At 42.2% G+C, this 25,910-nt stretch carries 25 protein-coding genes and 1 riboswitch; of the genes, 19 read left to right on the forward strand and 6 right to left on the reverse strand.

What is annotated here, in order from left to right:
- The first annotated feature begins 17 nt into the window (after positions 1-17).
- The 3 genes from BK582_RS15210 to BK582_RS15220 all read left to right on the forward strand — a co-directional run bounded on the left by BK582_RS15210 (position 18) and on the right by BK582_RS15220 (position 4,556).
- Complete coding sequence (locus BK582_RS15210; protein ID WP_078595853.1) at positions 18-926, forward strand: CBASS cGAMP-activated phospholipase; 909 nt, start codon at positions 18-20, stop codon at positions 924-926.
- Positions 927-1,145: 219 nt separating this feature from the next.
- Entirely contained in the window at positions 1,146-3,113 is a 1,968-nt protein-coding gene (locus tag BK582_RS15215) for a DUF4910 domain-containing protein (RefSeq protein ID WP_078595854.1), read from the forward strand.
- A 60-nt stretch (positions 3,114-3,173) separates the two neighbouring features.
- The gene (locus BK582_RS15220; RefSeq protein ID WP_078595855.1) at positions 3,174-4,556 is read left to right on the forward strand and encodes a cobyrinic acid a,c-diamide synthase CobB; all 1,383 of its coding nucleotides are present in this window, start codon (positions 3,174-3,176) and stop codon (positions 4,554-4,556) included.
- A gap of 66 nt (positions 4,557-4,622) precedes the next feature.
- Here BK582_RS15220 and BK582_RS15225 read toward each other — a convergent pair whose 3' ends face one another.
- Together BK582_RS15225 and BK582_RS27085 are read right to left on the reverse strand one after the other, a co-directional pair.
- Positions 4,623-6,239, reverse strand: a complete 1,617-nt coding sequence (locus BK582_RS15225; RefSeq protein WP_078595856.1) for a glutathione ABC transporter substrate-binding protein — start codon at positions 6,237-6,239, stop codon at positions 4,623-4,625.
- A gap of 177 nt (positions 6,240-6,416) precedes the next feature.
- Positions 6,417-6,554, reverse strand: coding sequence for a hypothetical protein (locus BK582_RS27085; RefSeq protein WP_169911040.1), 138 nt, complete (start codon positions 6,552-6,554; stop codon positions 6,417-6,419).
- 56 nt (positions 6,555-6,610) lie between these two features.
- On the opposite strand from BK582_RS27085, the gene BK582_RS15230 reads away from it, so the two are divergent.
- The 6 genes from BK582_RS15230 to BK582_RS15250 all read left to right on the forward strand — a co-directional run bounded on the left by BK582_RS15230 (position 6,611) and on the right by BK582_RS15250 (position 11,735).
- On the forward strand, positions 6,611-6,862 hold the full coding sequence (locus tag BK582_RS15230; protein ID WP_078595857.1) for a sporulation protein: 252 nt from the start codon (positions 6,611-6,613) through the stop codon (positions 6,860-6,862).
- 47 nt (positions 6,863-6,909) lie between these two features.
- Positions 6,910-7,182, forward strand: coding sequence for a hypothetical protein (locus BK582_RS15235; protein WP_078595858.1), 273 nt, complete (start codon positions 6,910-6,912; stop codon positions 7,180-7,182).
- A 10-nt stretch (positions 7,183-7,192) separates the two neighbouring features.
- On the forward strand, positions 7,193-7,408 hold the full coding sequence (locus BK582_RS15240) for a hypothetical protein (RefSeq protein WP_078595859.1): 216 nt from the start codon (positions 7,193-7,195) through the stop codon (positions 7,406-7,408).
- 43 nt (positions 7,409-7,451) lie between these two features.
- Positions 7,452-7,592 carry a hypothetical protein gene (locus BK582_RS27090; protein WP_169911042.1) on the forward strand — a complete coding sequence of 47 codons (141 nt, stop codon included), beginning with the start codon at positions 7,452-7,454 and terminating at the stop codon, positions 7,590-7,592.
- 503 nt (positions 7,593-8,095) lie between these two features.
- A riboswitch (cobalamin riboswitch) is annotated at positions 8,096-8,291 on the forward strand.
- 205 nt (positions 8,292-8,496) lie between these two features.
- The gene (locus BK582_RS15245; RefSeq protein ID WP_078595860.1) at positions 8,497-10,668 is read left to right on the forward strand and encodes a ribonucleoside-diphosphate reductase subunit alpha; all 2,172 of its coding nucleotides are present in this window, start codon (positions 8,497-8,499) and stop codon (positions 10,666-10,668) included.
- A gap of 32 nt (positions 10,669-10,700) precedes the next feature.
- Positions 10,701-11,735, forward strand: coding sequence for a ribonucleotide-diphosphate reductase subunit beta (locus tag BK582_RS15250; RefSeq protein WP_078595861.1), 1,035 nt, complete (start codon positions 10,701-10,703; stop codon positions 11,733-11,735).
- Positions 11,736-12,083: 348 nt separating this feature from the next.
- Here the strand turns inward: BK582_RS15250 and BK582_RS15255 are convergent, their stop codons facing one another.
- Positions 12,084-13,256 (reverse strand): pyridoxal phosphate-dependent aminotransferase, encoded by a 1,173-nt coding sequence (locus BK582_RS15255; protein WP_078595862.1) that lies wholly within the window; start codon positions 13,254-13,256, stop codon positions 12,084-12,086.
- A 174-nt stretch (positions 13,257-13,430) separates the two neighbouring features.
- Here BK582_RS15255 and BK582_RS15260 point away from each other — a divergent pair, with 174 nt between their 5' ends.
- The gene (locus tag BK582_RS15260) at positions 13,431-14,219 is read left to right on the forward strand and encodes a carbon-nitrogen family hydrolase (protein ID WP_139368258.1); all 789 of its coding nucleotides are present in this window, start codon (positions 13,431-13,433) and stop codon (positions 14,217-14,219) included.
- Positions 14,220-14,673: 454 nt separating this feature from the next.
- On the opposite strand, the gene BK582_RS15265 is transcribed toward BK582_RS15260, so the two are convergent.
- Entirely contained in the window at positions 14,674-15,351 is a 678-nt protein-coding gene (locus BK582_RS15265) for a TerC family protein (RefSeq protein ID WP_078595863.1), read from the reverse strand.
- A gap of 346 nt (positions 15,352-15,697) precedes the next feature.
- Here BK582_RS15265 and BK582_RS27095 point away from each other — a divergent pair, with 346 nt between their 5' ends.
- The 3 genes from BK582_RS27095 (at position 15,698) to BK582_RS15275 (ending at position 16,744) form a co-directional block, all read left to right on the forward strand.
- Entirely contained in the window at positions 15,698-15,838 is a 141-nt protein-coding gene (locus tag BK582_RS27095; protein ID WP_169911046.1) for a hypothetical protein, read from the forward strand.
- 240 nt (positions 15,839-16,078) lie between these two features.
- Positions 16,079-16,225 (forward strand): hypothetical protein, encoded by a 147-nt coding sequence (locus BK582_RS27100; protein ID WP_167553141.1) that lies wholly within the window; start codon positions 16,079-16,081, stop codon positions 16,223-16,225.
- Positions 16,226-16,288: 63 nt separating this feature from the next.
- On the forward strand, positions 16,289-16,744 hold the full coding sequence (locus BK582_RS15275; RefSeq protein WP_078595865.1) for a DUF2512 family protein: 456 nt from the start codon (positions 16,289-16,291) through the stop codon (positions 16,742-16,744).
- Positions 16,745-16,770: 26 nt separating this feature from the next.
- Here the strand turns inward: BK582_RS15275 and BK582_RS15280 are convergent, their stop codons facing one another.
- Positions 16,771-17,091 carry a DUF5634 family protein gene (locus tag BK582_RS15280; RefSeq protein WP_244895397.1) on the reverse strand — a complete coding sequence of 107 codons (321 nt, stop codon included), beginning with the start codon at positions 17,089-17,091 and terminating at the stop codon, positions 16,771-16,773.
- Between the two features lie 350 nt (positions 17,092-17,441).
- On the opposite strand from BK582_RS15280, the gene BK582_RS15285 reads away from it, so the two are divergent.
- Together BK582_RS15285 and speD are read left to right on the forward strand one after the other, a co-directional pair.
- The gene (locus BK582_RS15285; RefSeq protein ID WP_078595867.1) at positions 17,442-19,868 is read left to right on the forward strand and encodes a S8 family serine peptidase; all 2,427 of its coding nucleotides are present in this window, start codon (positions 17,442-17,444) and stop codon (positions 19,866-19,868) included.
- A 230-nt stretch (positions 19,869-20,098) separates the two neighbouring features.
- Complete coding sequence (gene speD, locus BK582_RS15290) at positions 20,099-20,905, forward strand: adenosylmethionine decarboxylase (RefSeq protein ID WP_078595868.1); 807 nt, start codon at positions 20,099-20,101, stop codon at positions 20,903-20,905.
- A gap of 57 nt (positions 20,906-20,962) precedes the next feature.
- Here speD and BK582_RS15295 read toward each other — a convergent pair whose 3' ends face one another.
- Positions 20,963-21,211 (reverse strand): DNA alkylation repair protein, encoded by a 249-nt coding sequence (locus tag BK582_RS15295; protein ID WP_078595869.1) that lies wholly within the window; start codon positions 21,209-21,211, stop codon positions 20,963-20,965.
- A 283-nt stretch (positions 21,212-21,494) separates the two neighbouring features.
- Between BK582_RS15295 and BK582_RS15300 the strand changes: the two genes are divergently transcribed.
- From BK582_RS15300 to galU, 4 genes are all read left to right on the forward strand, one after another.
- Positions 21,495-22,214, forward strand: a complete 720-nt coding sequence (locus tag BK582_RS15300; RefSeq protein WP_078595870.1) for a YveK family protein — start codon at positions 21,495-21,497, stop codon at positions 22,212-22,214.
- A complete protein-coding gene (locus BK582_RS15305; protein ID WP_169911048.1) occupies positions 22,198-22,869 on the forward strand; it encodes a CpsD/CapB family tyrosine-protein kinase in 672 nt (223 codons plus the stop codon). Before BK582_RS15300 ends, BK582_RS15305 begins: the two co-directional genes overlap by 17 nt.
- 282 nt (positions 22,870-23,151) lie before the next feature.
- The gene (locus BK582_RS15310; RefSeq protein WP_078595872.1) at positions 23,152-24,978 is read left to right on the forward strand and encodes a polysaccharide biosynthesis protein; all 1,827 of its coding nucleotides are present in this window, start codon (positions 23,152-23,154) and stop codon (positions 24,976-24,978) included.
- Positions 24,979-25,013: 35 nt separating this feature from the next.
- Complete coding sequence (galU, locus tag BK582_RS15315) at positions 25,014-25,895, forward strand: UTP--glucose-1-phosphate uridylyltransferase GalU (protein ID WP_078595873.1); 882 nt, start codon at positions 25,014-25,016, stop codon at positions 25,893-25,895.
- The last annotated feature ends 15 nt before the right edge of the window (positions 25,896-25,910 follow it).

A 25,910-nucleotide genomic window follows, 5' to 3' on the forward strand; every position in this document is an offset into this window, starting at 1 on the left:
TTTTGGAGGAATTTGCTATGCGCATTTTATGTCTGGACGGCGGAGGGATTCGTGGTATTTTTTCCGCTGCAATTCTTCAGGAGATAGAACAAGAATGCGGAAAACCAGTAAATGAAATGTTTGATATGATTGCAGGCACCAGTACAGGTTCCATTATCGCGGCTTCAGTAGTTTTAAATAAAGGCTTAAATGAAGTAAAAGAAAAATATAAAACGCATGGGAAAGTGATTTTTACTCCGCAGGCTAAAATTGGACTGTTTAAAACCGTATATAATGATAAAGAAATGCGAAAGTACTTCAGGGAGCAATTTGGAGAAGTAAGCCTCTCTGAAATAAAGAAACCATTACTCATTCCTTCTGTGAACATTAGTGAAGGCTCCCCCTATGTGTACCGGTCAAATTACCGGAAGGATGTGCAGGAAGATTTGTCGGTAAAAGTTTGGGACGCCGTCCTTTCTTCCTGTTCAGCGCCAGTTTATTTTCCGCCAAATAATGTACAAAATAAATATTTAACGGCAGATGGAGGGTTATGGGCCAATAATCCTTCACTCGTATGCCTTACAGAAGCTGTCCACTACTTTAAAGAACCGATGGATCAGGTGAGAATCCTTTCCATAGGAACAGGAGAGCAGAAAATAAATTTTGAAATAAATTCTAAGAAATCCTGGGGAATTAAAGAGTGGCTTCCTTTTCATCTCCAGTCCAGAAGAATTACACCAAAACTGCTGGACCTTGCAATGCACTTGTCGTCCGAAGCAGTTTCCGAACAATGTGAAAAGCTGATGGGTAAAAATTATTTACGGCTGAACGCCGATCTTGGAAAAGAAGTCCCGTTTGATGAAATGGAAAGTATTGAGGAGCTTGTTGAGCTCTCTAAGCAAGTAATCAAGAACAAGAAAAGTGAAGTTCTGGAATTTTTACGTTAGCTTATATGGAGGTGGCTGGGGCTTTGGTGTTCTCTTTCGGTTAGTTCGGGCATGCGGGAGCTTCCAGCGTCCCCGAACTCTATAATTTCCCCTGAGTTCAGGCATCCCGCGATAAACTTTCATTCCCCCTCCCCTGACTAATTTCCAACTAACTTTGTGCAAGTCTGATAGAATATTGTTAAAATATAAATAGTTTCGATAGTAAAAAGGGGGCTCCTCATGTTTAACGAATGGAGAAAACGACTGGAAGAAGAATTCTCAGGAAAACAGGCATACAGATATGCGGAAAGAATAGCCCAATTTCATCGGATACAGGCTTCCACCGGCTATCGGGAAGCTGCTCATACAGCTGCCAGTATGCTGAAACGTGACGGCGTGGAAGCGGAAATTATTAGTTACCCGGCTAAAAAAGGGGAGCGTTTTTTAGCACACCGGAGTTTTCAGGAATGGCACTGCAACCACGGTGAGCTTTGGATTGAAGGAGAAAACAGGCAAAGAATTGCCAGATATAATGAAGAAGAAATCTCCATCATACAGCGAAGCGTCTCCACACCGCCAGAGGGAGTATATGGTGAACTTGCAGTTGTGGAAAATGCCGAAGACCCTGAAAGCTATAAAGATATAGATATTAAAGGGAAAATCGCTCTTGTAAGAGGAAACCAGTTCCTTGTTCATGATCTTGCTGTAGAAAAGCATGGAGCAGCGGGGCTTATTTTTGACAACCTGAATGAATATCCGCCGATCAGAACCAGGCTTGATATGCCAGATGCTATTCAATACACTTCCTACTGGTGGCACGGTGACGAGAAAAAATCATTCGGCTTTGCTGTTTCGCCGCGTACAGGAGAAATACTAAGAAAAAAAGCTGAAAAAGAAACAGTAAGGCTTTTTGCAAAAGTGAATGCCGAACTATATGACGGTAATTTTGAGAATATTGAATATTACATACCTGGTAAGAAAAAGGAAGAAATCCTCCTTGTAAGCCACCTTTGTCACCCGTATCCCGGCGGCCAGGATAATGCTTCCGGACCCGGGACATTGATGGAAACTATGCGCGCATTGAATGAACTCATTTCTTCCGGAAGGCTGCCGGAACCTGACTTAAGTATCCGCTTTCTGATGATGCCGGAAATGACTGGAACATATGCATACTTTGACCAGCACCCGGAACGCATACCACTGACCGTGGCTGCATTAAACCTGGACATGGTCGGGGCAGACCAGCAAAAAGGGGGAGGGCCATTATGTATTGAACAGCCGCCGATGGCCACTCCTACGTTCACAGACCGGTTCGCTTATAAATTATTTGAGTCTGTCAGTGTGGATACGAGCAATTTTACAGGTACGGCCTCTTACAGCACAGTCAATTTTGTGAAGACGAGGTTCTCCGGGGGCAGCGATCATTATGTTATTTCCGATCCTTCCATCGGTATTCCATGCCCGATGCTCATTCAGTGGCCGGATAAAAACTACCATACAACAGCTGATACGACACACGGGCTAGACCCGGGAATGATGAAAAAAACAGGGTTGACCACGGCACTGTATGCGTATGGGCTGGCAAACGGAACGGAAGACGAATGGATTTCCATTCTCCTCGATGATATTGCTTCGAGATACACCGATTTGGTTAAAAATGTAAACTGGTTTTTCCAGAAGGTTCATTTGGCTGAAGATTGGCAGGATACTCTGGATTTTTATACTGATTACGAGGATAAAGCACTGAGTTCTTATTTACTGTATGCTCACGCGAGGGGATTTTCCCGTCTCGAGGATAAGACAGCGGAAGCGCTTGTTCAGCTGGCCAAGCAGTTTGATGCCATCGAAGACTGGGCAGGGGACAAGGCGAAGTTATATGGCGGAAAGAATGATGGTATGGCTTCTGTGGGCAGGCTTCCGGAATATTTTGGAAGTAAAGTGTTCAAAAGGGTATACGAAGGACCGTATTCTTTACTTTTTGAGCTGGACAGACTTCCAGTTGATGAAAAATTAACTTGGTATCAGACAGTAAAAGAGACTAACCCTGAACAAGGCTACGATACTTTTATCCAGTACTGGATGGATGGAGAACAAAATCTCACAGAAGTACTGGAGCTTGTCAAAAAAGAAACAGGCATGTATAACCCGGTTTTTGCAGAAAAATTCATAGAAATATCGAAAAGATTAGGACTTATTGAAGAAGTTTAAACGATCGTTTAAAAAAATGACTAGTATAGTCGAATAGACCAATAGCAGGAGGGTGTTTTCTTGCCAGATAAGCGAATTATTATTGCAGGTACAGGAAGCGGGACGGGAAAAACAACGGTTACTTTAGGGCTGATGGCGGCGCTCAGTCAAAAAGGATATGAAGTTCAGGGCTTTAAATGCGGTCCTGACTTCATTGATCCTTCCTATCATACAGCTGTAACCGGCAGAGTATCCCGAAACCTTGACAGCTGGCTTCTCAGTGAAGAGACTCTGAAGGATGTTTATATAAAAGGCAGCAGCAAGGCAGATATATCTGTCATTGAAGGAGTGATGGGCCTCTTTGACGGGAAAGGCCCTTTAACTAACGAAGGGAGTACCGCTGAAATAAGCAGAATTACAAACACAAAGGTTATTCTTGTCGTCGATTGCTACAGCATGGCAAGAAGCGCCGCTGCAATCGTGCAGGGCTTTCAGAACTTTACCGATGAAATTACTATCGCCGGTGTCATTGCGAACCGTGTCGGAGGAGAAGGGCATTACAAGATAATAAAAGAAGCAGTTGAAAAAGAATGCGGTGTACCTGTGATCGGGTATTTACCTTATAACCAAGATATTGAACTGCCGGAAAGGCATCTTGGGCTGGTGCCTTCAATAGAAAGAGGGGATCTGGACGATTTCTTTACGGGGCTAGGTGAGTCTTTTTCTGAAACAGTAAACCTGGATTTGCTCTTGGAACTGTCAGTATCAGAGTATCCGGACATTTCAGACAAACCTTATTTTTCGCCTGAAAAGAAGGCAAGTGTACGGATCGCTGTGGCAAAAGATGAAGCATTCAGTTTCTATTACGAGGAAAACTTTGAAATTCTCGAGTCCTGTGGAGCTGAATTAGTTTTCTTTTCTCCATTAAAGAGGGAGCTTCTTCCAGAAGATGTCCATGGGCTGTATATAGGCGGCGGTTTTCCGGAAGTATTTGCAAAAGAACTTGAAGAACAGAAGGAAGTTAAAAAATCGATTCTTATTTCAGTGGAAAAAGGACTGCCGGTGCTGGCAGAGTGCGGTGGTTTTATGTTTTTGTGTGAAAAGATTATTGCCACCGATGGTTCTGAATACAAGATGGCCGGAGCAATACCCGGCGTTGTAAAAATGCAGGAGTCACTTGCTGCAATCGGGTATCGGGAGCTTACGGGTGCATATGGAAACTATTTGCTGCCAGGAGACACAACTGCAAGAGGCCATGAATTTCACTATTCTGTTTTTCATACTGACGGGGAATATATCGCTGCATGGAAAACAACAGGAACGGAAAATGTGAAGCGGGAAGGATATCAGGACGGGAATCTTATGGCAGGATATACTCATTTTCATTTTGCCTCTTGCCCTTTGATGGCGGAACGATGGATCAGGAAGTGTGAAGAGTGGAAGCAATTAAACTTTGACATTTGATAAGTTAAATAAGTGTGCGAACAGTAAAAGAGGGCCCCTTCAGAATAAGGGAGCCCTCTTTATAAATTAGTCGTTAAGTGTTACATCACGAAGGAAATAAAAACCGCTTGGATACTGCCAGAAGCCTTCAACTTCATCCCTGACACCTGCATTCAGATCCGGGAAGAAGAGATAAGCGTATGGAGATTCCTCTGCAAGCTCATTTTGAACTTCTTCATAAAGGTCTAAACGAATATCCTGGTCTGTTTCCTGGCGTGCCTGGTCAAGGAGTTCATCGATTCTCTCATTTTCAATGAAAGACCTGTTTCCTGGTACCCCTTTGTTGTCAGAATGGAAAACAGCATAAAGGCCGTAGTCTCCATCCATTGTTACTGTGCCCCAGCTTCCGAGGAACATTTCTGTTTCCCCTTGCTGCGCACGCTCCAGGTAAGTACCGAACTCTGTCATGTCAATGTCCACTTCCACACCGATTTCGGACAGCTGGTGCTGGATAAGCTGAGCAATATCCTGGCGCTGGCGTTCATCATCCGTAAGAATGGTCGTTTCGAAACCATCAGGATATCCTGCTTCCGCAAGAAGTTCCCTCGCTGCTTCAAGATTATGTTCAATGTAATCGATATCTTCACTGTAACCTAATACGTCTGGTGCGAGCGGACCGTGTGCTACTGTACCGAGATCATTCAGCACCCCGTCTACCATATCTTCTTTATTAATTGCCATATGCAAAGCCTGGCGGACACGAGGATCATCAAACGGCTCTACTTCCGTATTGAACCCTAAATATTCCATTCGGGAACTGCTTACTTGCTGGATGGAAGTACCGTCAGCATTTTCTACTCTGTCAACATCACTTGGGTTAACAGGATATGTTATATGGATACCGCCTGTTTCAAGCTCACCGATCCTGGTTAAATCTTCCGGAATAACATTAAATGTAACGGAGTTAACACCGGCTTCCTCTTCTGCCCAGTAATCTTCATTTTTAACAAGCCTTACATATTCTCCGGACACATGCTCGTCAAATTGAAAATAACCAGTTCCTGAAGGACTGTCATTTGCTGCGGAAAAAGGGTTGTCCCCGTTTTCCATTGCTTCATAAGATGCTTCTACAAGTTCCGGGCTGATAATGCTTCCCCCGGTGTGAGCCAGGTGTGCCGGGAGCGGTGCGAAAGGAAATTCAGTTTCAATGTGCACCGTGAAATCATCCACAACAGAAACATCCGTAATCATGCCAAACAGGAATCCGACTGGAGATGCCACCTCTTCGTCCCTTACACGGTCCAGGCTCATTTTAACGACTTCAGCGTTAAGCTCAGAACCATCATGGAAAGTAACCCCTTCACGGATTTTTGCTTCCCAAACTGTATCCTCGATTTGCTCCAGGCTTTCTGCCAGGGCTGGTTGAATTTCCATGTTTTCGTCCTGATAAACTAAACCATCATAAATCGTATTATTAATACTATTGGACACATTTTCATTTGCTCCATGCGGATCCAGTGAAACTGGGTCGGACACAATACCGATTCTCAGATCTCCGCTTGCGGACTCACCTGAATTTTCTGCATTGTTGTCAGGGCTTTGATTATCATTGCCTCCATTTTCATCTGGTTCGCTAGCACATGCTGTGAAAATAAGGCTGCTTGCAAGAATCGCTGCTGTAAATAATGTTTTCTTTCTTTTCAATTTTAAAACCCCCTTAATCTTATCGGCTAACTATTATATTAAACCACAACTGTAAAAAAAAGAGTATAACTATTTTTTCGCTATATTATCCTTTAATTCCTGTATGTTTTTCACTTTAAATTGCATCCTAATACTGTTAATTGCCATGAGTAATTTATTTTTTAAGCTCTGTTAAACTTAATTGTTGATTTTCACTACAGGACGCTCGCTTGCCTCGGGCATTGCTTCAGCTACCTCAGAAGCCAAAAGGCTTCCGAGGGGATCTTCAGCTAATGCTATTCCCGAAGGCGTCTCGCCTCCTTTCGCTACAATCAACAGTGTAAAAATCAACATTAGACTTTAACAAATTTTTAAGAAGCAGGTGAAAGCAAATGGATGAGACACTTGGCTATTTACGGGAATCTTTGTCAAATTACCTGGAGACGAGCCCTCCATGCATCGCTCTTTATAAGAAGCTTCTTCATAACCATTATGAGGACGAACTTGCCTTTGTAAGAGACCTTGATGTGGAAGAAATTAATCTACTGAATACAGTGCTTCAAAAGGAACTTGAATATGCGAGAGAAACCCAGGACGACAAGCGGGCAGGGGAACTTACTGAAATATTCGAGCTGTTATTTTAAACAAAGCCTTTGTCTTAAGTGAAAACAGCAAATAAAGGGGTGTACATATGAAGGAGGAAGAGGTGCAAAGATGTGTTTTTCACCTGGAAGATGAGGAGGAAAAGCTTGTTGTGCACGGGGAAATCAGCGGCGAATCAGAGGTGGAGTATCATGATGATTTAAAGCTGAAGGCTGTGATTGCCCTGCTTAACTCTGTTGACCAGGTTAACTTCACAAAAGCAGAAAAAGGCGCTCAGTTTAATGAGTTTATGGAGGAAATCCAGGATGTGCTTTCGGAGATGAAAAGTAACGAGCACTTTCAGGGAAAAATCAATGAGTGAGGTGTTCTGAATGGGTAATGAAGAGAAAAACAAGAAAGGTGATATTAAACAAAAAGCTAATGCAACGTTAGGAGGCATGGGCCTTTACGGAACAACGGGAAACACAGAGATTGAAGGCTATGAAATGTCAGGAGACATTGAAAATGCGGGGCGTCTCGATAAAGGTTTTAAAAGAGATGCAGGAACTGAGGGAGCATCTGCTTCTATAGAGCAGGATGACGATTAATATGCTGTTGTAAGAGGGCAGATGAAGAGAGGGGGGCAGTATAATGGGAAAACAGCGAGGGCACAGAAGCAATGATCCGGCCATACCTGGCACGAGAAGTGTAAATCCCCTGGGAAAATCACCAGATGATAAACATGCCGGCGAAGTTTTAAGCCAAGGAAACGAAGCGGCTAAAAAAAGATAATACGAAATAAATCACTGTGCATTACAGAAGCTCATCGGGTGATGAGCTTTTTTCAGCTTGGAAACATATAGGGGGGCAGGCAGAGTTACGGACTTGAAACGGATAATCTACTCTGGTTAAGACGATTGAGTATTTAGGCCCGGCTGTCAGAGAGGCCCCTCGACTGTAGTGAATAAGACCCGCGTGATAGTCAGGATGAATTGCGATTTTATTATTTTTAGGTAATATATCACGATCGGATGCAGTACGTTACTTTACACAGACATTAGACCTATCCATCTAATTAATTTTGTTTTCGTTAAATGCTTGTTCAGGCTGTATTACCTATACCTCCGGCAAGGACGTTTCGGGGAACAGATAGAAGGTCCAAAGACCCAGTAGTGTAATTGTTAATATAAGATTTTTATAGAATACAGGTTTTTATGATTGCATATTATGACATTATTCGATATACTCAATACACAAAATACTGTTGCAGAAATAACTGACAACACAATATATTGATATTTTGCAGAAAAACAGGTGCTTAAATCAGAGCTTAAAAGGGAATCCGGTGAAAAGCCGGAGCTGTCCCCGCAACTGTAAATGCTGACGAAATGAGAAATCCACTGTACAGAGTGGCTGCAAGGCCGCTGTATGGGAAGGCTCAGAGTAGAAAGAAGCATAAGCCAGGAGACCTGCCTGTTTTTCGAATAGTTTCATGGCTTCGGGGAATGAGTTCATGAGGCGGCAGGCGCTGGAAACCTATACATACATCTATGATTTAACATATTTTATTATTCTCAGGTTTCTGTTCTATTTTTATGTTTGCCGTTCTCTCTGACTCTTCCTTTATGGAAGAGTTTTTTTGTTTTCATAACCTCGTCCCTGGCAGGATCATCATTTTTAAAAAGGAGAGAGCTAAATGGCGGTACAAACAAATAATTTAATTGAAATAAGACAGGAGTTTTCCAGCTTAAACTGGAATGGCTGGCCGGAAGAAAAAAGTACGGATGATCAGCTGCTCGCTGCACTTGAGAGGATTACGATGGACGAACCGGACTGGACGTATGTTGCTGCCCGGCTGAGGCTCGCTAAATTTTATGAAGAAATTGGGAGCAGAAGAAACGCTGCATCTGAGAATGTATATGAAGCATTTCCCCAATCGGTTGAACATCTTGTAGCGAAGGGGCTGTATCACCCGTTCCTCATTAATAAATATTCTGTGAAGGAAAGAGAGGAGCTGGCAGGACTGCTTGACCCTGAAAAAGACAAAGCATTTACTTATCTCGGACTTCATACTTTAATCGACCGCTATGTCACAAAAGACTTTGACGGCAATAAACTGGAGCTCCCGCAGGAAAGGTTCATGATCATTGCGATGACACTTATGCAGGACGAACCTGAGGAGAAACGGCTTGAATATATTAAAGAAGCCTATTGGGCGTTATCGAATTTATATATGACAGTGGCAACCCCAACACTGGCAAACGCAGGAAAGACACATGGGCAGCTGTCCAGCTGCTTCATCGATACGATGGATGATAGTCTCCGTGGTATTTTTGACAGCACGACAGATGCGGCTACTTTAAGCAAAAACGGGGGCGGAATTGGGATTTATTTAGGAAAAATCCGTTCCCAGGGTTCTTCTATTAAAGGCCATAAAGGTACTTCCTCAGGTGTGCTTCCATGGATGAAACAGCTGAACAATACAGCGGTAAGCGTGGATCAGCTTGGCCAGAGACAAGGTGCTATCGCTGTTTATCTGGATGTCTGGCATAAAGATATTTTCTCTTTTCTTGACGCCAAACTTAATAACGGCGACGAGCGGAAGCGGACCCATGATATTTTTACCGGAGTATCCCTCCCGGATCTGTTCATGGAGAAGGTGGAAGAGCGGGGAGACTGGCACTTGTTTGACCCTCATGAAGTGAGGCAGACGATGGGTTATTCTCTGGAAGATTTTTTTGATGAGAAAAAAGGCGGCGGAAGCTTTCGCCAGAAATACGAAGAATGTGTGAATGAGCCGGAGTTAAGCAGAAAAACAGTTCCGGCAATTGAAATTATGAAACGGATTATGATTTCCCAGTTAGAAACGGGTACACCGTACATGTTTTACCGTGACGAAGCGAACCGGATGAATCCGAACCAGCACTGCGGAATGATCTACGGCTCGAATCTTTGTACTGAAATTATGCAGAATATGAGCCCGACGACAGTGATGGAAGAAAAGACGGCAGACGGAAAAATCATTATTACTAAAGAGGCGGGGGATTATGTTGTCTGCAATTTAAGCTCAGTAAATCTGTCTTCCGCTGTAACAGATGATGTCCTAGAGCGGCTCATTCCTATCCAGGTTAGAATGCTCGATAATGTAATTGATATTAACGATATTGAAGTGCTTCAGGCTAAACAGACGAACCGGAAATACAGGGCAATCGGACTCGGCACATACGGCTGGCACCATCTGCTCGCTTTGAAAGGAATTCGCTGGGAGTCGGAGGAAGCGGTACAGTTTGCTGATGAGCTGTATGAAAAAATTGCTTTTTTAACGATTCAGGCAAGCATGGAGCTGGCAAAAGAGAAGGGCTGTTATGCAAAGTTTGAAGGATCAGATTGGGAATCAGGAGAATATTTCAGGTTAAGAAACTATGAAACTGTGAATTGGACGGAACTTGCAGGTGAAGTGAGAAAAAACGGGTTGCGGAACGGTTATTTAATGGCTGTTGCACCGAATTCCTCCACTGCAATAATCGCCGGCACAACAGCTTCCATTGATCCGATCTATCGTAAAGAGTATGCAGAGGAGAAAAAGAATTTCCGAATCCCGGTGACAGCTCCAGATATCTCACCGAAAACAACCTGGTTTTATAAGTCAGCACATGAAACAGACCAGTTGTGGAGCGTTAAGCAAAACGGTGCAAGGCAGAAGCATATCGATCAGGGAATTTCTTTCAATCTGTATGTTAAAAACACAATCAAAGCGAAGGAACTCCTGGAACTGCATATGAGCGCGTGGAAAAACGGGCTGAAAACAACTTATTATGTCCGGTCCACATCCAGTGAAATTGAAGATTGCGATAGCTGTGCAAGCTGATTAAGTTTCACAAAAATTGAGGGGGAATTGATATGACGTTAAAACAAAGAAAACTATATGATACAGCTGCGCCTAATGCATCTACCGGGATTATAAACGGGGAAAGCTCGAACGTTCTGAACTGGGACGATGTGAGATTTTCCTGGGCATACCCGCTCTATAAAAATATGCTTGCAAATTTCTGGACTCCTTTTGAAATTAATATGGCTAACGATATAAGACAATACGAAACGCTTGAGACGAAGGAAAGGGAAGCCTTTGATAAAATTATCGGACTCCTCGCTTTTCTTGACAGCATCCAGACAGATTATTCGATGCATGTGGCCAGGTATTTAACGGATTCAAGCCTGTCCGCACTGATGACAGTACTTTCCTTCCAGGAAGTGGTTCATAACCAGAGCTATTCTTATGTTCTCTCGAGTCTGACAACGAAGCAGAAGCAGGACGAGATTTTTGAATACTGGAAGCACGATAAAGTATTGAGGGAACGTAATGATTTTATCGCAGAAGGTTATGAGCGTTTTGTAGCTGACCCGACACCTCAGACGTTTCTGGAGTCCATTGTTTACGATGTTATTCTCGAAGGGCTGAATTTCTATTCCGGGTTTAGTTACTTCTATAATCTGGCGAGAAACCAGAAGATGGTGTCCACCTCAACAATGATAAATTATATTAACCGTGATGAGCAGCAGCATGTATATTTGTTTTCAAATATATTTAAAGAGCTGTTAAATGAAAACCCTGAATTAAATACGGCGGAGAATCACAGATTTGTTCAGGAAACGTTTGTACGTGGGGCGGAGCTTGAAATTAACTGGGCAAGGCATATTATTGGCGATGAGATCAGCGGGATTAACATGGAGGATCTTGAAGCATATATCAAATTTATTGCGAATAAGCGTGTGAACCAGCTTGGTGTGGAGCGCCCCTTTGAAGGATACCGCCAGAACCCAATGCGCTGGATAAAAGTGTACGAGGATGTAAACAGCGGGAAGACAGACTTTTTTGAGCAAAAATCCCGCCAGTATACGAAAGTTTCAGATGATAATGGATTTGATGACTTGTAAGCAGGTTTTGGAAGACATTCATATTAAGTTGAGTGGGATTTAGGAGAAGAAGAACCTGAATGCTCTTACACTGCTTGAGCTGGAGCAATTCTGTGACTCAAGGGATGCAAGACGCTCTTGCACTACTTGAGCTCGAGTAATTATGTCACTCAAAGTATGCAAGATGCACTTGCAACTTACCTGAAATGAATTAAGTCTGTTTATAAGAGAATCTAAAGAGCTATTTTACCTTTCTGGAAAAAAAATTATTGAGAAAGATAACGCTGGAGCGTCCAGCATGCCCATTTTAAGAAAACATCATCTTAAAAAGGAACGCAAGCCCAGGCTTGCGTTCCTTTTCCTTCTATATTAATACAAATTTAATTTTCCAATTCTCTCGACTGCTTCCTGGATTCTTTCTTCGGTAGTCAGAAGTCCGATGCGGACATATCCTTCGCCGTGTTCACCAAATCCGTTGCCTGGTGCAGTCGCTACATGAGCTTTTTCAATGAGCATGTCTGCGAATTCTTCAGAAGTGTAACCTTCAGCTACTGGCATCCAGGCAAAGAAGGATCCTTTTGGAAATTTAATATCACAGCCGATTTTCTGCATGCCTTCAACAAAGATATTCCGCCGACGTTCATAAATCTCCAAAAGTTCCTGAACCGGTTCCTGGCTTCCAAGCAGAGCATCTGCAGCTGCTTCCTGGACAGCTCCGAAAAGGCTGACATACATGTGGTCCTGAATAAGGTTAAGTGCTTCGATCACTGAAGGATTTCCAACGGCGAATGCCACCCGCCAGCCAGCCATATTATATGTTTTTGACATGGTATAGATTTCAATTCCAGTCTCCTTTGCCCCCGGGACCTGCAGAAAGCTTATTGGTTTTTTGTTATCAAAACCGATTGCGCCATAGGCAAAATCATGAACTACACAAATATTATGTTTTTCGCCAATCTCGACTGTTTCTTCAAAAAATTCTTTTGTTGCTGTGGCGGCGGTAGGATTATTTGGGTAATTTAAAAATATTAATTTTGCCTGCTTCAGATCTTTCTGTGAGATTTCGTTGTAATCAGGCAGGTAATTATTTTTTTCCACAAGAGGCATAAAAACAGGTTTTGCATCGGCCATCACAATGCCTGACATATAATCTGGATAGCCTGGGTCAGGGAGGAGGGCGGTGTCCCCCGGGTTTAACAGGCACTGGCTTAGTTCCACTAGCCCAGCCTTAGCGCCAAACAACACGGCTACTTCTTTTTCGGGGTCTAAGTCTACATCGTAATCACGTTTATAAAACTTACAAACTGCTTCTTTCAGCTCGGGTACGCCTCTGAAAGGAGAATATTTATGGTGAAGAGGATTCTCTGCAGCTGACCGCAGCGAGTGAACTATATATTCCGGCGTAGGAAGGTCCGGGTTTCCCTGCCCGAGGTTAATGATGTCATATCCTTTCTTTTTGGCATGCTGCACTTTTTTAACGAGCTTTGCAAAAAATTGTTCCGGCAGTCTTGCCAGCATTTCGGATTGCTCGAACGATTTCATGACTATCACACTCCAGTAATTTTCTGACGGTATGTATATTCCTTACACCTACTATAACAAAAACAGAGCAATGGTTGTAAAATTTAAAAAGTTTGGAATTGTTGACGGAAGGGAAGGCGGATGTCATACTTTGTACAAAACGAACCATCCGGAACATAAGGGGAGGAAGAAAAAGTGCATACAAGAACTGCAATAGTACAAATGGATATTGCTTTTGGCGACCTGGATAAAAATTATGAAACAGTGAAGAAAAACATTATAAAAGCGGCGAAAGAACACGCAGATGTTGTAGTACTGCCTGAACTTTGGCCAACAGGCTATGCTTTAACGCGACTTGATGAGCTTGCCGATAAAGGCGGCAAAAAATCCACGGACTTTATCGCTGAGCTGGCGAGAGAGTATAAAATCAATATTGTTGCAGGCTCTGTCCCGAAAGAAACATCGGCCGGAGTGACAAATACGATGTTCGTTTTCAACAGGAGCGGAGAGCTTGTGAAAGAATACAGTAAAGCCCATCTTTTCCGGCTGATGGAGGAAGAAAAGTATTTAGCTGAGGGGAATAAGGATGGCTTGTTTGAACTTGACGGCACAAAGAGTGCCGGGGTGATCTGCTATGACATCCGTTTCCCGGAGTGGATCCGAACTCATATGCTTGACGATACGAAAGTGCTTTATGTGGTCGCCGAGTGGCCGAAACCACGGACAAATCACTGGAGAACCCTCCTCATAAGCAGGGCGATTGAGAATCAGTGCTATGTAGTAGCTTGTAATCGGATTGGTTCCGACCCTAATAATGAATTTGGCGGCCATTCCATCGTTATTAACCCTTGGGGCGATATTGTTGCTGAAGCAGAAGAGGACGAAACAATTCTTTATGCGGACCTTGATCTTGACGAAGTTGATAAAGTCAGGGAGAAAATTCCTGTTTTCACTGACAGAAGGCCGGACTTATATAAATTATAGAAAACAGGAAGCTTCCTGCTTAGGGTTCCGTCTTAAGGTGCTTCTCTTACAGTCGTATTTAAAAACTCGCCATAGTGATTGGCGAGTTTTTTTATTCGCGGATAAGAGGCGAAAGTTAAATAAGCGGAGGTTTTCCGCTTATATGTAAAGTGGAGGTTGTTTCGGGGTGATATAAGGGGAGGGTTTCCGGTTATATAAAGCAAAACCGCCCATTTTCGTAATTTTATGGTTAATAAGCGGAATTTCTCCGTCTAATTATGAGTTTTTAGATATTAATTACGATTTAAGCGGAATCCCTCCGTCTATTTATTAAATCGACTGCTTAGCCTGAAAACCTAACATGATCCTGGATGAATAATAATGATAATGACGTATGCCAATTCATACGTCAAGTACCTTTGTATATTAAGAATGAACCCGAAAACGGAGGCTACCTGTTTCTATGCTAAATTTCCTAGAACCGGTTATTTTTCAAAGAAACATGGAGGCCAAGACAGATAATCAAAAGTGCTGTTATCTTGGAAAACATAGGAAGAATGTTCACAGAAGGAAAGCTGTGATCAAATGACAGAAGCAGCGTGAATATAAGCTGGTCGTTCACGATATTTTCCATAGCTACATAACCAATAAATGAGGCAGCAATTACATAAAAGAAGGGAAAGTACTTTAATATATCAAATACAACCCTGGAAAAAACAAGCAGTGTAAAAAGACTGCAGGCAAACCCTAAAAAAACAACCAACGGTGTTTCGGAAATCTGGGAAACGATTAATACACCATCAATGGACAGAAGAAGATCGATTAAAATAACATACAGCAAAATATTAAGAAGGGCCGGCGCTCGTTTCCCGGTTAAATCCACCTGGTCAACAGCCATTTTCCACGCAATGATTATAAGAATTAAACCAACTGCGAGTTCAAATCCAGGAATTCCATATACATAATGGACTACACTAACGTACACGGTTCTGTTAAGGGCCATGAATACAGCTAGGAATAAAACAACTGCAAAGGACGAAGCATAGCGTTTCAGAATCGTTACGTAAATTATTATATTATCCAAGTCACTTATAAAACTTATGAGGAAAACCGTTAACAGTTCGGGCAATTGCATCACCTTAAAAAGTGTCATAGTAAAAATGTATGACCATTTTTAAGTAACTTGTCTCTCCTGAGGTGTTTTTCTGTTAATTTTTACTGTTAGTTTTGTTACAAAGTGACGATCATTTTTCGGTTTGAAAATTAAAACAGGATGTTCAGTTCATCAAAATGAAGAAATATGCTGTCTGTTGGCAGAAAGAGTTCTTGGTTTTTAAACGATTGTTTAAATATGTCGTAATTAACAGTGGTTTATTGTTGCCTGTTCGGTATTTTGCTGCTCTCGGGTATAACATTAATTTCCTTGATTCAACAACAGCCGGTCCTCACAAAATAACATGGAAGCACTTTTATTTTTATTGTGTTAAGGGGGCGAGACAATGACAAGGAAACGAAAAGGGCAGCGAAACGCGGGCATTACAAATAACCAGACACCAACGGAAAGCCTTCCTGATGTGGAGGAAGAATACCGCCGCAGCAACCATAACCGGCCAAAAATGGGACCTGGCTCCAGAGGATAAACGAAAAATAAGACAGGGCACAAAGAGGAAAGCAATTTGAGCACTATCTTGACTAAAAAGGAGGAAGAATAATGGACAGGCAAAAAACAAAACAGAAAAGAAGCAATATAGAAATTGAAACAAAAGAAATTCCTGAAGTGGAAACGGAAACTCCTCACCCAGGAACATAGGAATTCAGTCTTCAAAACGATTCTTTTGCAACTGGGGAGAACGAATACTTGAGGGAGTATAAAACAGCAGATGAAATTTAATAGTGAACCGAAAGAAATACTTGGGAAAAGAACTGGTAAAGAAACGGACCTGCTTGTACAGAAAGGACTGGAAGAAGGAAAAAGAAAAGCTGCCAAAACAAAAGATACCGGTGGTAAATATTGCGGGGGTTTATAATATAACCTTCCTTTGTACAGACTAACAATAGATAAACGTTCGGTCTGGAAGGGAAGTGTTCTTATGCTGAAACATCTGATTGCTTTTGGATTAAAACTTGGTTATGTATCACTTGTTGCACTGACGGTCCTTTCTATCGCAGATATACCGATAACCTGGATATTACTTATTGCCCTGGCAGTAACCATTCCTGCATATATTGCTGATGTTATTGCCTTCCCGCAGTTTGGTAACTTTATTGCGACACTCGCTGACTTTGTCATGTATACTTTTGTCCTGGCAATTCTGCTTGTAAGCTTTGTGGACGGGAGCATAAGAAGCCTTCTGTTAGCTGCCGGCATAGGGGGAACCCTCGTTTTTTTCGAAGCCATTTACCACGAGTTTATCATGAAAAAAGTGGTGAAAGTAAAAGGGGCAAATCCTTTGTTCGGGAAATTTGAAATGCAGACAGAATTCGCGGAAGAGATGGATATTAAGGAAGCGGTTAAAAAGGACAGTGAAGAAAAAAAGCCTCATTGAAGAGGCTTTTTTTCCTTTATATACGCTTAATGCTCAAAGCCGCGATTTATTTTCTCAAACACATCATCCAGATTCTCTAACCCATGAGCTTCCGGCTCATCTCCTGCGTCCGATTCAATCACCCATTCCCGTTTTACAGGTGCAAGCTGATTATCTTCGTTTTTTCTGTAAGGGAGGTGAATCATATACACTCTGTCATCCTTACGGACAGTATAGCCCATATGGTATTGATCCCCTTCTCCTTCTTCTTCAAACACTGATATATCCTCTAAATTGTATTTTTCCATCAGCGGTTCGAAAGAGTGCATCAAATCATTTACTATCGTTTCCCGTGGAAGAAAATCCATCACAAATCCCCCTTTTATATTGTCCTGCTTTTAATATGAGTATAATCAGGCCGGTTCATACCAACACACCTCGACATTACCCCTGGTAAAGTGGGACTAAATACCCTACTGATGGCCTACCCTCAACTGATAAAACTGTAATATTAAGCTCCTGATAGAGTTTATCAAACAAATACCCAGTTTTTTATAAAAAACAAGTCGAATATTTAGGTAATTGGTCCAGGAGGGGAAACCGAACAGGGCGTGTAATATTATTAATTGTTGGAATTTTTTGAATACATTGGTGCAGGAAAGGGGGGAAATGGTCGCCTTTGTACATAAAAAACTATTAAGAGGGGTGTTGTAAAGGGATGCAGAAGCGATTTATGAAGGGGATTTTGTTGTTTTTAGCTGCGCTGCTTATTTTGTCCACGTTTAGTGTAAATGTTTTTGCAGGGGGAAAAAACGAAACAAGCAGAGAATTGGACACAGCTGAATTATTTGGGGAAATTGATATTTCTTCCAGTGTACCAGAGACAGTTATTGTTGAATTAGAAGAAGAATCAATCATTGAAGCGAAGCATAAAGGAAAAAGGCAGTCTGCTGCAAATCTCAAATCAGAACGGGGAAAAGTTATCTCCGACCTCAAAAGCAAAACGAAGAACGCAGAAGTTAACCACGAATACGATTATTTATTCTCCGGTTTTTCCGTTGAAATTCCTGCAAATGAAATTCCAAAATTATTAACTGTACCGGGTGTAAAGGCTGTCTATCCAAACGTGGAATATACAGTGGATGCAATGGAGCTCGACTGGGACGCTGTAAACCCTGAAATGATGGAGAGTGCTCCTTTTATCGGTTCTGACCTGGCCTGGGACGCAGGTTATACAGGGGAAGGAATTACAGTAGCAGTCATTGACACTGGTACTGACTATACGCACCCTGATTTAGCTCATGCCTTTGGTGACTACAAAGGGTATGATTTTGTAGATAATAATGACGATCCTCAGGAAACACCTCCTGGCGACCCGCGTGGCGGATCCACTAACCATGGAACTCACGTAGCAGGAACTGTTGCTGCTAACGGCGAGATTATGGGAGTGGCTCCTCATGCTAATTTATTGGCTTATCGTGTTCTCGGTCCTGGAGGAAGCGGTACAACTGAAAATGTAGTAGCTGGTATTGAAAGAGCAGTACAGGACGGGGCAGATATCATGAACCTGTCTTTAGGAAATTCACAGAATGACCCTGACTTTGCGACCAGTATAGCGCTTGACTGGGCAATGGCAGAGGGCGTTGTGGCTGTAACATCTAACGGAAACAGCGGTCCGGATAACTGGACAGTAGGATCGCCGGGAACTTCCCGTGAGGCAATCTCTGTAGGTGCGAACCGACTTCCTTATAATGTCTTCTCTTCTGAAATTTTCACTTCAGAAGGTGTGGAATATCCATCTGCCAAAGTAATGGGCTTTCCAAGTGAGGAAGAGCTTCTCGAGCTAAATGATGGTGAATATGAGTTTGTTGATGTTGGTCTTGGAGCTGTCTCAGATTTTGAAGGAAAAGACGTTGAAGGTAAGATTGCTTTAATATCCCGCGGTGATTTCGCTTTCGTTGATAAAGCAGAGAACGCGAAACATGCAGGAGCAGTAGGGGCAATTATCTACAACAACGTAGCAGGAGAACATCCTGACGTTCCAGGTATGGCTGTACCTACTATTAAAACAACTTTGGCAGACGGTCAGCAGTTGTTAGCTGAACTGGAAGCTGGAAACAATACGGTTTCTTTCGATATTGAGTTTTCTCATGAAGTTGGAGAAACAGTGGCGGACTTCTCTTCCCGCGGCCCGGTAATGAATAACTGGATGATTAAGCCTGATGTTGGGGCACCTGGTGTAAACATTGTAAGCACCATCCCGACTCATAATCCTGATAACCCGCATGGTTACGCTGCATTCCAGGGAACAAGTATGTCAGCACCACATGTAGCAGGAGCTGCAGCTTTAATTTTGGAGGCTAACCCTGACTGGGGAGTGGATAACGTTAAATCAGCACTGATGAATACTGCTGAAACGGTGATCGACCCTGCAACCGGCAAGCCATACCCTCATAATACCCAGGGAGCAGGAAGTATCCGGGTACTTGATGCCATCAATGCGGAAACTCTCGCAGTACCAGGCAGCCATTCTTTTGGCAAGTTCGTCAAAGACAACGGCCGACAGGTGGAAGGCCAGAGCTTCGAGCTTAAGAACCTTTCAAATGAAAGAAAACGTTACACATTTGATGTTGAATTTGATGGCAACCCTGACGGAATCAGAGTAATGACAAGCAACAACCTGAACGTGCAGCCAGGAAAATCACAGAATGTAAGATTTAATGTCCAGGTAGATACTTCCAAATTAGAAGAGGGATATTATGAAGGGACTATAAAGATCAGCGACGGAACGAATACGATTAACGTACCGACTATCCTCTTTGTCGGGGAACCGGATTATCCTGTGACTCTTCTGGAAGGTGTCTATTTGGAAAATGCAGGTGACGGGACCTATAATATTGGTTCCATCATCCCTCATGGAGCTGACTATATTGAGTACGACTTATTTGAGTTTAATAACGGAGCAGTAGGGGACGAAATCAACATTTTTGGTCCATTTACTGATGCTCCGGGTCCAATCCATGAATTTTCCTGGGACGGATATGTTGACGGAGAAGAAGTGCCAAATGGTCAATATGCGATGTTTGCATACGTAGAGAAAGACGGCCGGGCAGAATACAAAGGCTGGCTCGTAACAAAAGACTAAGGAACTGAGAGAACCCTGCGGGTAATTAGCCTGCAGGGCTTTTCTTTTTATGTATGTTCTCCAAAATGTAAATCGCTGCAGCAAAATTCAATTAATTTTTCTGGCAGGATTATGGCGCTGTTTTTTTAACCAAAAAAATGGGTAACGTAATTTAAACAGGGTTTTTACCATCGGAAAGATGTTAAAGATACATAACAGAATATATTCTGAACCGGGGAGGGTACCCAGCTATGAAGCTGTCACATGAAGAGCGAATTCAGCTCCATGAATTTAACAACTTAACGAAATCGCTGAGTTTTAATATGTACGATGTCTGCTATACGAAAACCCGTAAGGAACGGGAGCAATATATTGAATATATTGATGAGCAGTACAACGCAGAACGCCTGACAAAAATACTGAAAAATGTCGCCGACATTATCGGTGCACACGTTTTAAATGTAGCAAAGCAGGATTATGTGCCTCAGGGGGCTAGTGTAACAGTACTTGTTTCTGAAGGTCCAGTTGTTGAAGTGCCGGAAGAAAACTACGAGGAATCACCAGGTCCTTTGCCGGACAACGTAGTGATGGCCCTTGATAAAAGCCATATAACTGTTCACACTTATCCGGAATACCATCCGGTGGAAGGTATCAGTACATTCAGGGCTGACATTGATGTATCTACTTGCGGAGAAATCTCTCCCCTGAAAGCATTGAACTATTTGATCCATTCCTTCGAAACAGATATTATGACTATGGATTACCGTGTCCGTGGCTTTACAAGGGATAAAAGCGGGCGGAAGCTGTTTATCGATCATGATATTAATTCCATACAGAATTATCTGCCAGGCGAGGTAAAAAAGCAGTACGACATGATCGACGTAAACATTTATCAGGAAAATATTTTTCATACGAAATGTAAGCTGAAGGATTTTGACCTGGACAATTATTTGTTCGGCCAAAGTAAAGACAAGCTGTCTGATAAGGAAAAAGTAGAGATTACGGAAAAACTCAGCAATGAAATGGATGAGATTTTTTACGGGAAAAATATCAGGTGAATTAGATAAAAACGAGCCGCCCAGGGGGCAGAAGAATCTGTCCTTGGGCGGCTCTTGTTATTGTTGATTCAATTCCGCTTGTTTTATAAATCGCTGTTCATCTTCCACCAGGCCGCAGGATCCGCACTGAACTCTCACTGCAGGTCCGTTATAGGCACGGTGGAATGGATCAAGCCCTCCCTCTGTATATTCGTCAATCACTTCACCAGTCTGTGCATCAAGTTTAACAGGCGTCACAACCTGCTCAATAATATTAAATCGGGAACGGTTTGTTTTACAATTCGGACATACATACGGTTTAGACATATTTACACCTCCAAAGCCTAGTGTTTCCAGTTATGCTAAATTTAATTTATTACCCTGGGTACTTATCCTAAAAATGTTAATAGCGAATAATACCGAAAAAAGTTTTTAAAAGGGGAATAAAATTGGAATTCTTTTCCCCGTTCTCTATTGACATGTTCTCTATTAAGAACTAAAATAGTGTTAATTAATCATTCGGATTTAGTCTTTTCTATTTTTCAAGCAATTATGTGCATTATCAAGAACATGGTGGTGGTTCTTAATATCAATCTAGGCGGGTGAAGGAATGGAGCAGCAAAAAGGACGTGAAATTGAATTAAAGAAAATACTTAATGCCCTGAAAAAAAGGTTCTGGATCATTATCCTGCTGACTGCGGTCTCCACTGCAGCGGGAGTGTTTTATACTTCATACACAAAACCTGACCCACTGTATAATGCTTCGACAAGAATGGTGATCCATGAAACATCTAATTTAAAAAACACCCTGATTGTTTTTATTACTGAGAAGCCTGTCCTCGAGGGTGTAGTAAATGAATTGAGACTGGAACGTTCACCGGAGCAAATATACGGCCAGACAACAGTGCAGACAATCGGTGAATCTCAGATAATTGAAGTAACTGTAACAGACAGAAACCAGGAAACCGCTGCACATATTGCGAATTCAATCGCAGAAGTTTTCCAGACTGAAGCAAAGAATGTATTTGATTACAGCGGTATTGATGTTTTATCTGAAGCTGTAGTAGCTGAATATCCAACTCCAATTAACTCTCCAAGCAACCGGATGATTCAGGTAGCATTGATTTTTGGTCTGGTAGCGGGAACCGGCTATGTCCTGCTTCTTGACAGTCTCGATACGAAAATCAGAACCGAACGGCAGGCGGAGAAACTTCTTGGCTTGCCTGTGCTTGGCGGGGTTACGAAAATCAGCGGGAGATCATTAGTGAAAAATAGGGATAAATCAAAGAGTACGGCTGTAAGGGGTGAATTTATTGGCTCTAAAAACTAAGAGAAATGTTTTGCTTCACTATCACGAACCACATTCACAAGTAGCCGAAGAATTTGAATATATAAAACAAAATATTGAATTTTTATCTTATGAGAGAGGCTGCAGCACTATTTTAGTTACTTCTCCTGAACCGGGAGACGGTAAATCGTCCATTGCCGCTAATCTTGCAATCAGTCTGGCAAAGACAGGGAAAAAAGTCCTGCTCATAGACTCGCATATAAAAAATCCGTCCCTCCATTCTCTTTTCGGATTTAAAAATACAGCTGGTTTAGTCAACATCCTGTCGGACCAGAAGACGCTTGAAGAGACGGTAAACAAGACACCTATAGAGAATTTGAAGGTTCTTACAAGCGGACCGCTGCCATATGATACAGCTAAGCTGCTCAAATCGAGCAAGATGGATGACCTTCTGAAAAAAGCTTCTTTTCAGTTTGCATATGTAGTCATTGATACACCTTCCATCTTAGATGACAGTACGGCGAAAATACTTTCTGCCAAGTGTGACGGCAGTATACTTGTTCTCAAAAATGGTAAAACAGAGGATTCGATTGCTTTAGAAGCGAAAAACGCCCTGGAGCTGTCAAACGCCAGGATCCTTGGAATCATATTCAACAGGAAGAAAAAGCGATTTTCTTTCAAAAGAAGAACAAGATAAAAGCTAAGGCCTTATTTTTTTACCTATTATGTTCGTTATTTAGAATTAAAATACGTTATATAGATCTGATTGGCAATGTCTCCTTGCCGTTATCGATGGAGGCACTCGGCTATACTGTGGGTTGAAAAACCTTAGGTGCTTGTCATCGATGGTGTGGTGTGAGGACGGGTTAAATGCCCCTTTACATAATAAGGAGTTTAATTAGAAGCTCATCCGGGTGGATAATTGAACTCCTTTTATTTTATTTACCTAAAATATATATAAACGAAGGGAGGGCTGGAGGTGTCATATTATCAAAAGGCTTCCTTGCTTATTTTTTTTGATTCCTTTCTTATTATTGTCACTATAATTTTAGGCAGCCTGTTAGTCCAGGGGAATTTTTATTACAGTGATGCATTTCTCTTAACAGCTATTATAGTATTACTCAGTCATTACTTTTTTTCTTACTCTTTTAAGCTGTATAAAAAAGCCTGGGAATATGCCAGCATTGGTGAGCTGCTGATTATTTTAAAAATAACTACTATTTCAATAATGTTAGCTGCAGCAGGTCAATTTTTTTATACAGGACACGTTCATATTCGTTTTCTGACAGCTATCTGGCTGCTTTATCTCCTGTTCCTTGGAGGAGGGAGGTTCAGCTGGAGAGTTTTCCGGGACACTTACATAAAAAAGGACACCGGCAAAAAAAGGACACTCATTATTGGCGCAGGGGCAGCAGGAACGATGATCGCAAGGCAGCTTCTTAATAATCATGGCGCTGAACTCCTCCCGGCAGCTTTCATTGATGATGATAAAAAGAAGCTTTATCTTGATATTCTCGGTGTTCCGGTGGTAGGGGGAATAAAGGATATTGAGACCACAGTCAACAGACTGAACATTGAAAACATTATTATCGCTATTCCTTCGTTAGATAAAAAATCTCTAAATGAGATTTTTCAGGAATGTGCCAAAACGGATGCAGATACTAAAATACTTCCTATGCTTGAGGATATTGTAACTGGAAAAATATCCATCAGCCAGTTCCGGGAAGTACAGGTGGAAGATTTGCTCGGCAGAGAGCCAGTTAAACTGGACACGAAGGGGATTTCAGATTATATAACAGGAAAAGTCGTTCTCGTTACCGGCGCAGGGGGGTCCATTGGGTCGGAAATCTGCCGCCAGGCGGCAGCATTTGAGCCAGCAAAACTTATCCTGCTGGGGCATGGTGAGAACAGTATTTATACGATTGAAATGGAACTGAAGGAAGTTTTTAAGGAATCCAAGGTGGAATTCATTCCGGAAATCGCAGATGTTCAGGACTATAATAAGCTGCTGCGCATAATGGAGATGCATAAACCTGATGTTATTTATCATGCTGCTGCCCACAAACATGTTCCTTTAATGGAACGAAGCCCTGAGGAAGCTGTAAAGAATAATATTATCGGCACCTTAAACGCTGCTAAAGCAGCAGACAAAACCGGTATTTCCACTTTTGTTATGATTTCGTCAGATAAAGCGGTGAATCCCACAAGTGTGATGGGGGCCACGAAAAGATTAGCTGAAATGGTCATCCAGGATATGGATAAGAAAAGCAGTACGAAATTTATTGCTGTTAGATTCGGAAATGTACTCGGCAGCCGGGGGAGTGTTATTCCACTTTTTAAGAAACAAATTCAAAAAGGCGGACCTGTAACAGTGACTCATCCGGATATGGTGAGATACTTTATGACCATCCCTGAAGCATCAAGGCTCGTCATTCAGGCAGGGAGTCTGGCAAAGGGCGGGGAGGTATTTGTCCTGGATATGGGAGATCCGGTAAAAATCGTGGATCTTGCAAAGAATCTGATCAAGCTCTCCGGACATACAACAGATGAAATACAGATTGAATTTACAGGTATCAGGCCAGGGGAAAAGCTGTATGAAGAACTGCTTAATAAAAATGAAGTACACGAGCAGCAAATCTATCCGAATATTTATGTTGGTAAAACTTCAGCAGTCTATATAGAAGAAATAGAAAATATTATGCTGAGATACCCAACAATAACTAATGAAGAATTGCGCAGTGAGCTGATCGGTCTTGCTAACAGAGAATCGTCTGCTGAAAAAGTGTTAATATCGATGCCAGGATAAATCATCAGTTAAACGTCTAAAAGAGGAGTGTTAGCATGAAAGTGAGAAAAGCAATCATCCCTGCGGCTGGGCTTGGTACCCGTTTTTTGCCAGCTACTAAAGCGATGCCGAAAGAGATGCTGCCGATTGTAGACAAACCTACTATCCAGTATATCGTCGAGGAAGCTGTGGAATCAGGGATAGAAGATATAATCATTGTTACTGGAAAAGGAAAACGGGCCATCGAGGATCATTTTGACAACTCCTTCGAACTGGAACAGAACCTGCTTCATAAAGGAAAAATGGAGCTTCTCGATGAGGTGCAGAAGTCATCGAAGCTCGTGGATATTCATTATATCAGGCAGAAGGAACCGAAAGGCCTGGGTCATGCAATCTGGTGTGCGAGGAAGTTTATTGGAGACGAACCATTCGCCGTGCTTTTGGGAGATGATATTGTCCGTTCGCCAAAACCATGCCTGCAACAGATGATGGAGCAGTATGAGCGGTATAACGCTTCTGTACTTGGCGTCCAGACAGTCAGCGAAGAGGAGGTTTCACGTTATGGAATCGTAGATGGCCAGCCAATCGGACACCGTTTTTATACTGTAAAGAACTTAGTAGAAAAACCTAAAAGGGAGGAAGCACCTTCCAACCTGGCAATACTCGGACGTTATATACTTAACCCGAGAATTTTTGGAATATTAGAAAATATACAGCCTGGGGCAGGCGGAGAAATTCAGCTTACAGATGCTATTGCAGAGCTTAACAAATTTGAAGCTGTGTATGCTTATGACTTTGAAGGTGTCAGGTACGATGTCGGGGAAAAAATGGGGTTTATTAAAACAACGATCGACTTTGCAGTGCAAAGAGGAGATTTGAAATACGATGTACTCGAATATTTATCAGAGGTACTTGAAAAAGAATCGATAAAAGAATAGAAAGGGATGGAGGGA

This window comes from Evansella clarkii (assembly GCF_002019695.1).
Lineage (GTDB): Bacteria > Bacillota > Bacilli > Bacillales > Salisediminibacteriaceae > Evansella > Evansella clarkii.

Bases quoted from the DNA above. Each gene is read 5' to 3' on its own strand.
- BK582_RS15265 (WP_078595863.1), bottom strand. From the start codon at position 15,351: ATGACACTTTTTAAGGTGATGCAATTGCCCGAACTGTTAACGGTTTTC.
- BK582_RS27090 (WP_169911042.1), top strand. From the start codon at position 7,452: ATGGGAAAACAGCGAGGGCACAGAAGCAATGATCCGGCCATACCTGGC.
- BK582_RS15250 (WP_078595861.1), top strand. From the start codon at position 10,701: ATGACGTTAAAACAAAGAAAACTATATGATACAGCTGCGCCTAATGCA.
- BK582_RS15295 (WP_078595869.1), bottom strand. From the start codon at position 21,211: ATGTCTAAACCGTATGTATGTCCGAATTGTAAAACAAACCGTTCCCGA.
- galU (WP_078595873.1), top strand. From the start codon at position 25,014: ATGAAAGTGAGAAAAGCAATCATCCCTGCGGCTGGGCTTGGTACCCGT.
- speD (WP_078595868.1), top strand. From the start codon at position 20,099: ATGAAGCTGTCACATGAAGAGCGAATTCAGCTCCATGAATTTAACAAC.
- BK582_RS15240 (WP_078595859.1), top strand. From the start codon at position 7,193: ATGGGTAATGAAGAGAAAAACAAGAAAGGTGATATTAAACAAAAAGCT.
- BK582_RS15255 (WP_078595862.1), bottom strand. From the start codon at position 13,256: ATGAAATCGTTCGAGCAATCCGAAATGCTGGCAAGACTGCCGGAACAA.
- BK582_RS15210 (WP_078595853.1), top strand. From the start codon at position 18: ATGCGCATTTTATGTCTGGACGGCGGAGGGATTCGTGGTATTTTTTCC.
- BK582_RS27095 (WP_169911046.1), top strand. From the start codon at position 15,698: ATGACAAGGAAACGAAAAGGGCAGCGAAACGCGGGCATTACAAATAAC.
- BK582_RS15215 (WP_078595854.1), top strand. From the start codon at position 1,146: ATGTTTAACGAATGGAGAAAACGACTGGAAGAAGAATTCTCAGGAAAA.
- BK582_RS15275 (WP_078595865.1), top strand. From the start codon at position 16,289: ATGCTGAAACATCTGATTGCTTTTGGATTAAAACTTGGTTATGTATCA.
- BK582_RS15245 (WP_078595860.1), top strand. From the start codon at position 8,497: ATGGCGGTACAAACAAATAATTTAATTGAAATAAGACAGGAGTTTTCC.
- BK582_RS15300 (WP_078595870.1), top strand. From the start codon at position 21,495: ATGGAGCAGCAAAAAGGACGTGAAATTGAATTAAAGAAAATACTTAAT.
- BK582_RS15230 (WP_078595857.1), top strand. From the start codon at position 6,611: ATGGATGAGACACTTGGCTATTTACGGGAATCTTTGTCAAATTACCTG.
- BK582_RS15280 (WP_244895397.1), bottom strand. From the start codon at position 17,091: ATGGATTTTCTTCCACGGGAAACGATAGTAAATGATTTGATGCACTCT.
- BK582_RS15235 (WP_078595858.1), top strand. From the start codon at position 6,910: ATGAAGGAGGAAGAGGTGCAAAGATGTGTTTTTCACCTGGAAGATGAG.
- BK582_RS27100 (WP_167553141.1), top strand. From the start codon at position 16,079: ATGAAATTTAATAGTGAACCGAAAGAAATACTTGGGAAAAGAACTGGT.
- BK582_RS15285 (WP_078595867.1), top strand. From the start codon at position 17,442: ATGCAGAAGCGATTTATGAAGGGGATTTTGTTGTTTTTAGCTGCGCTG.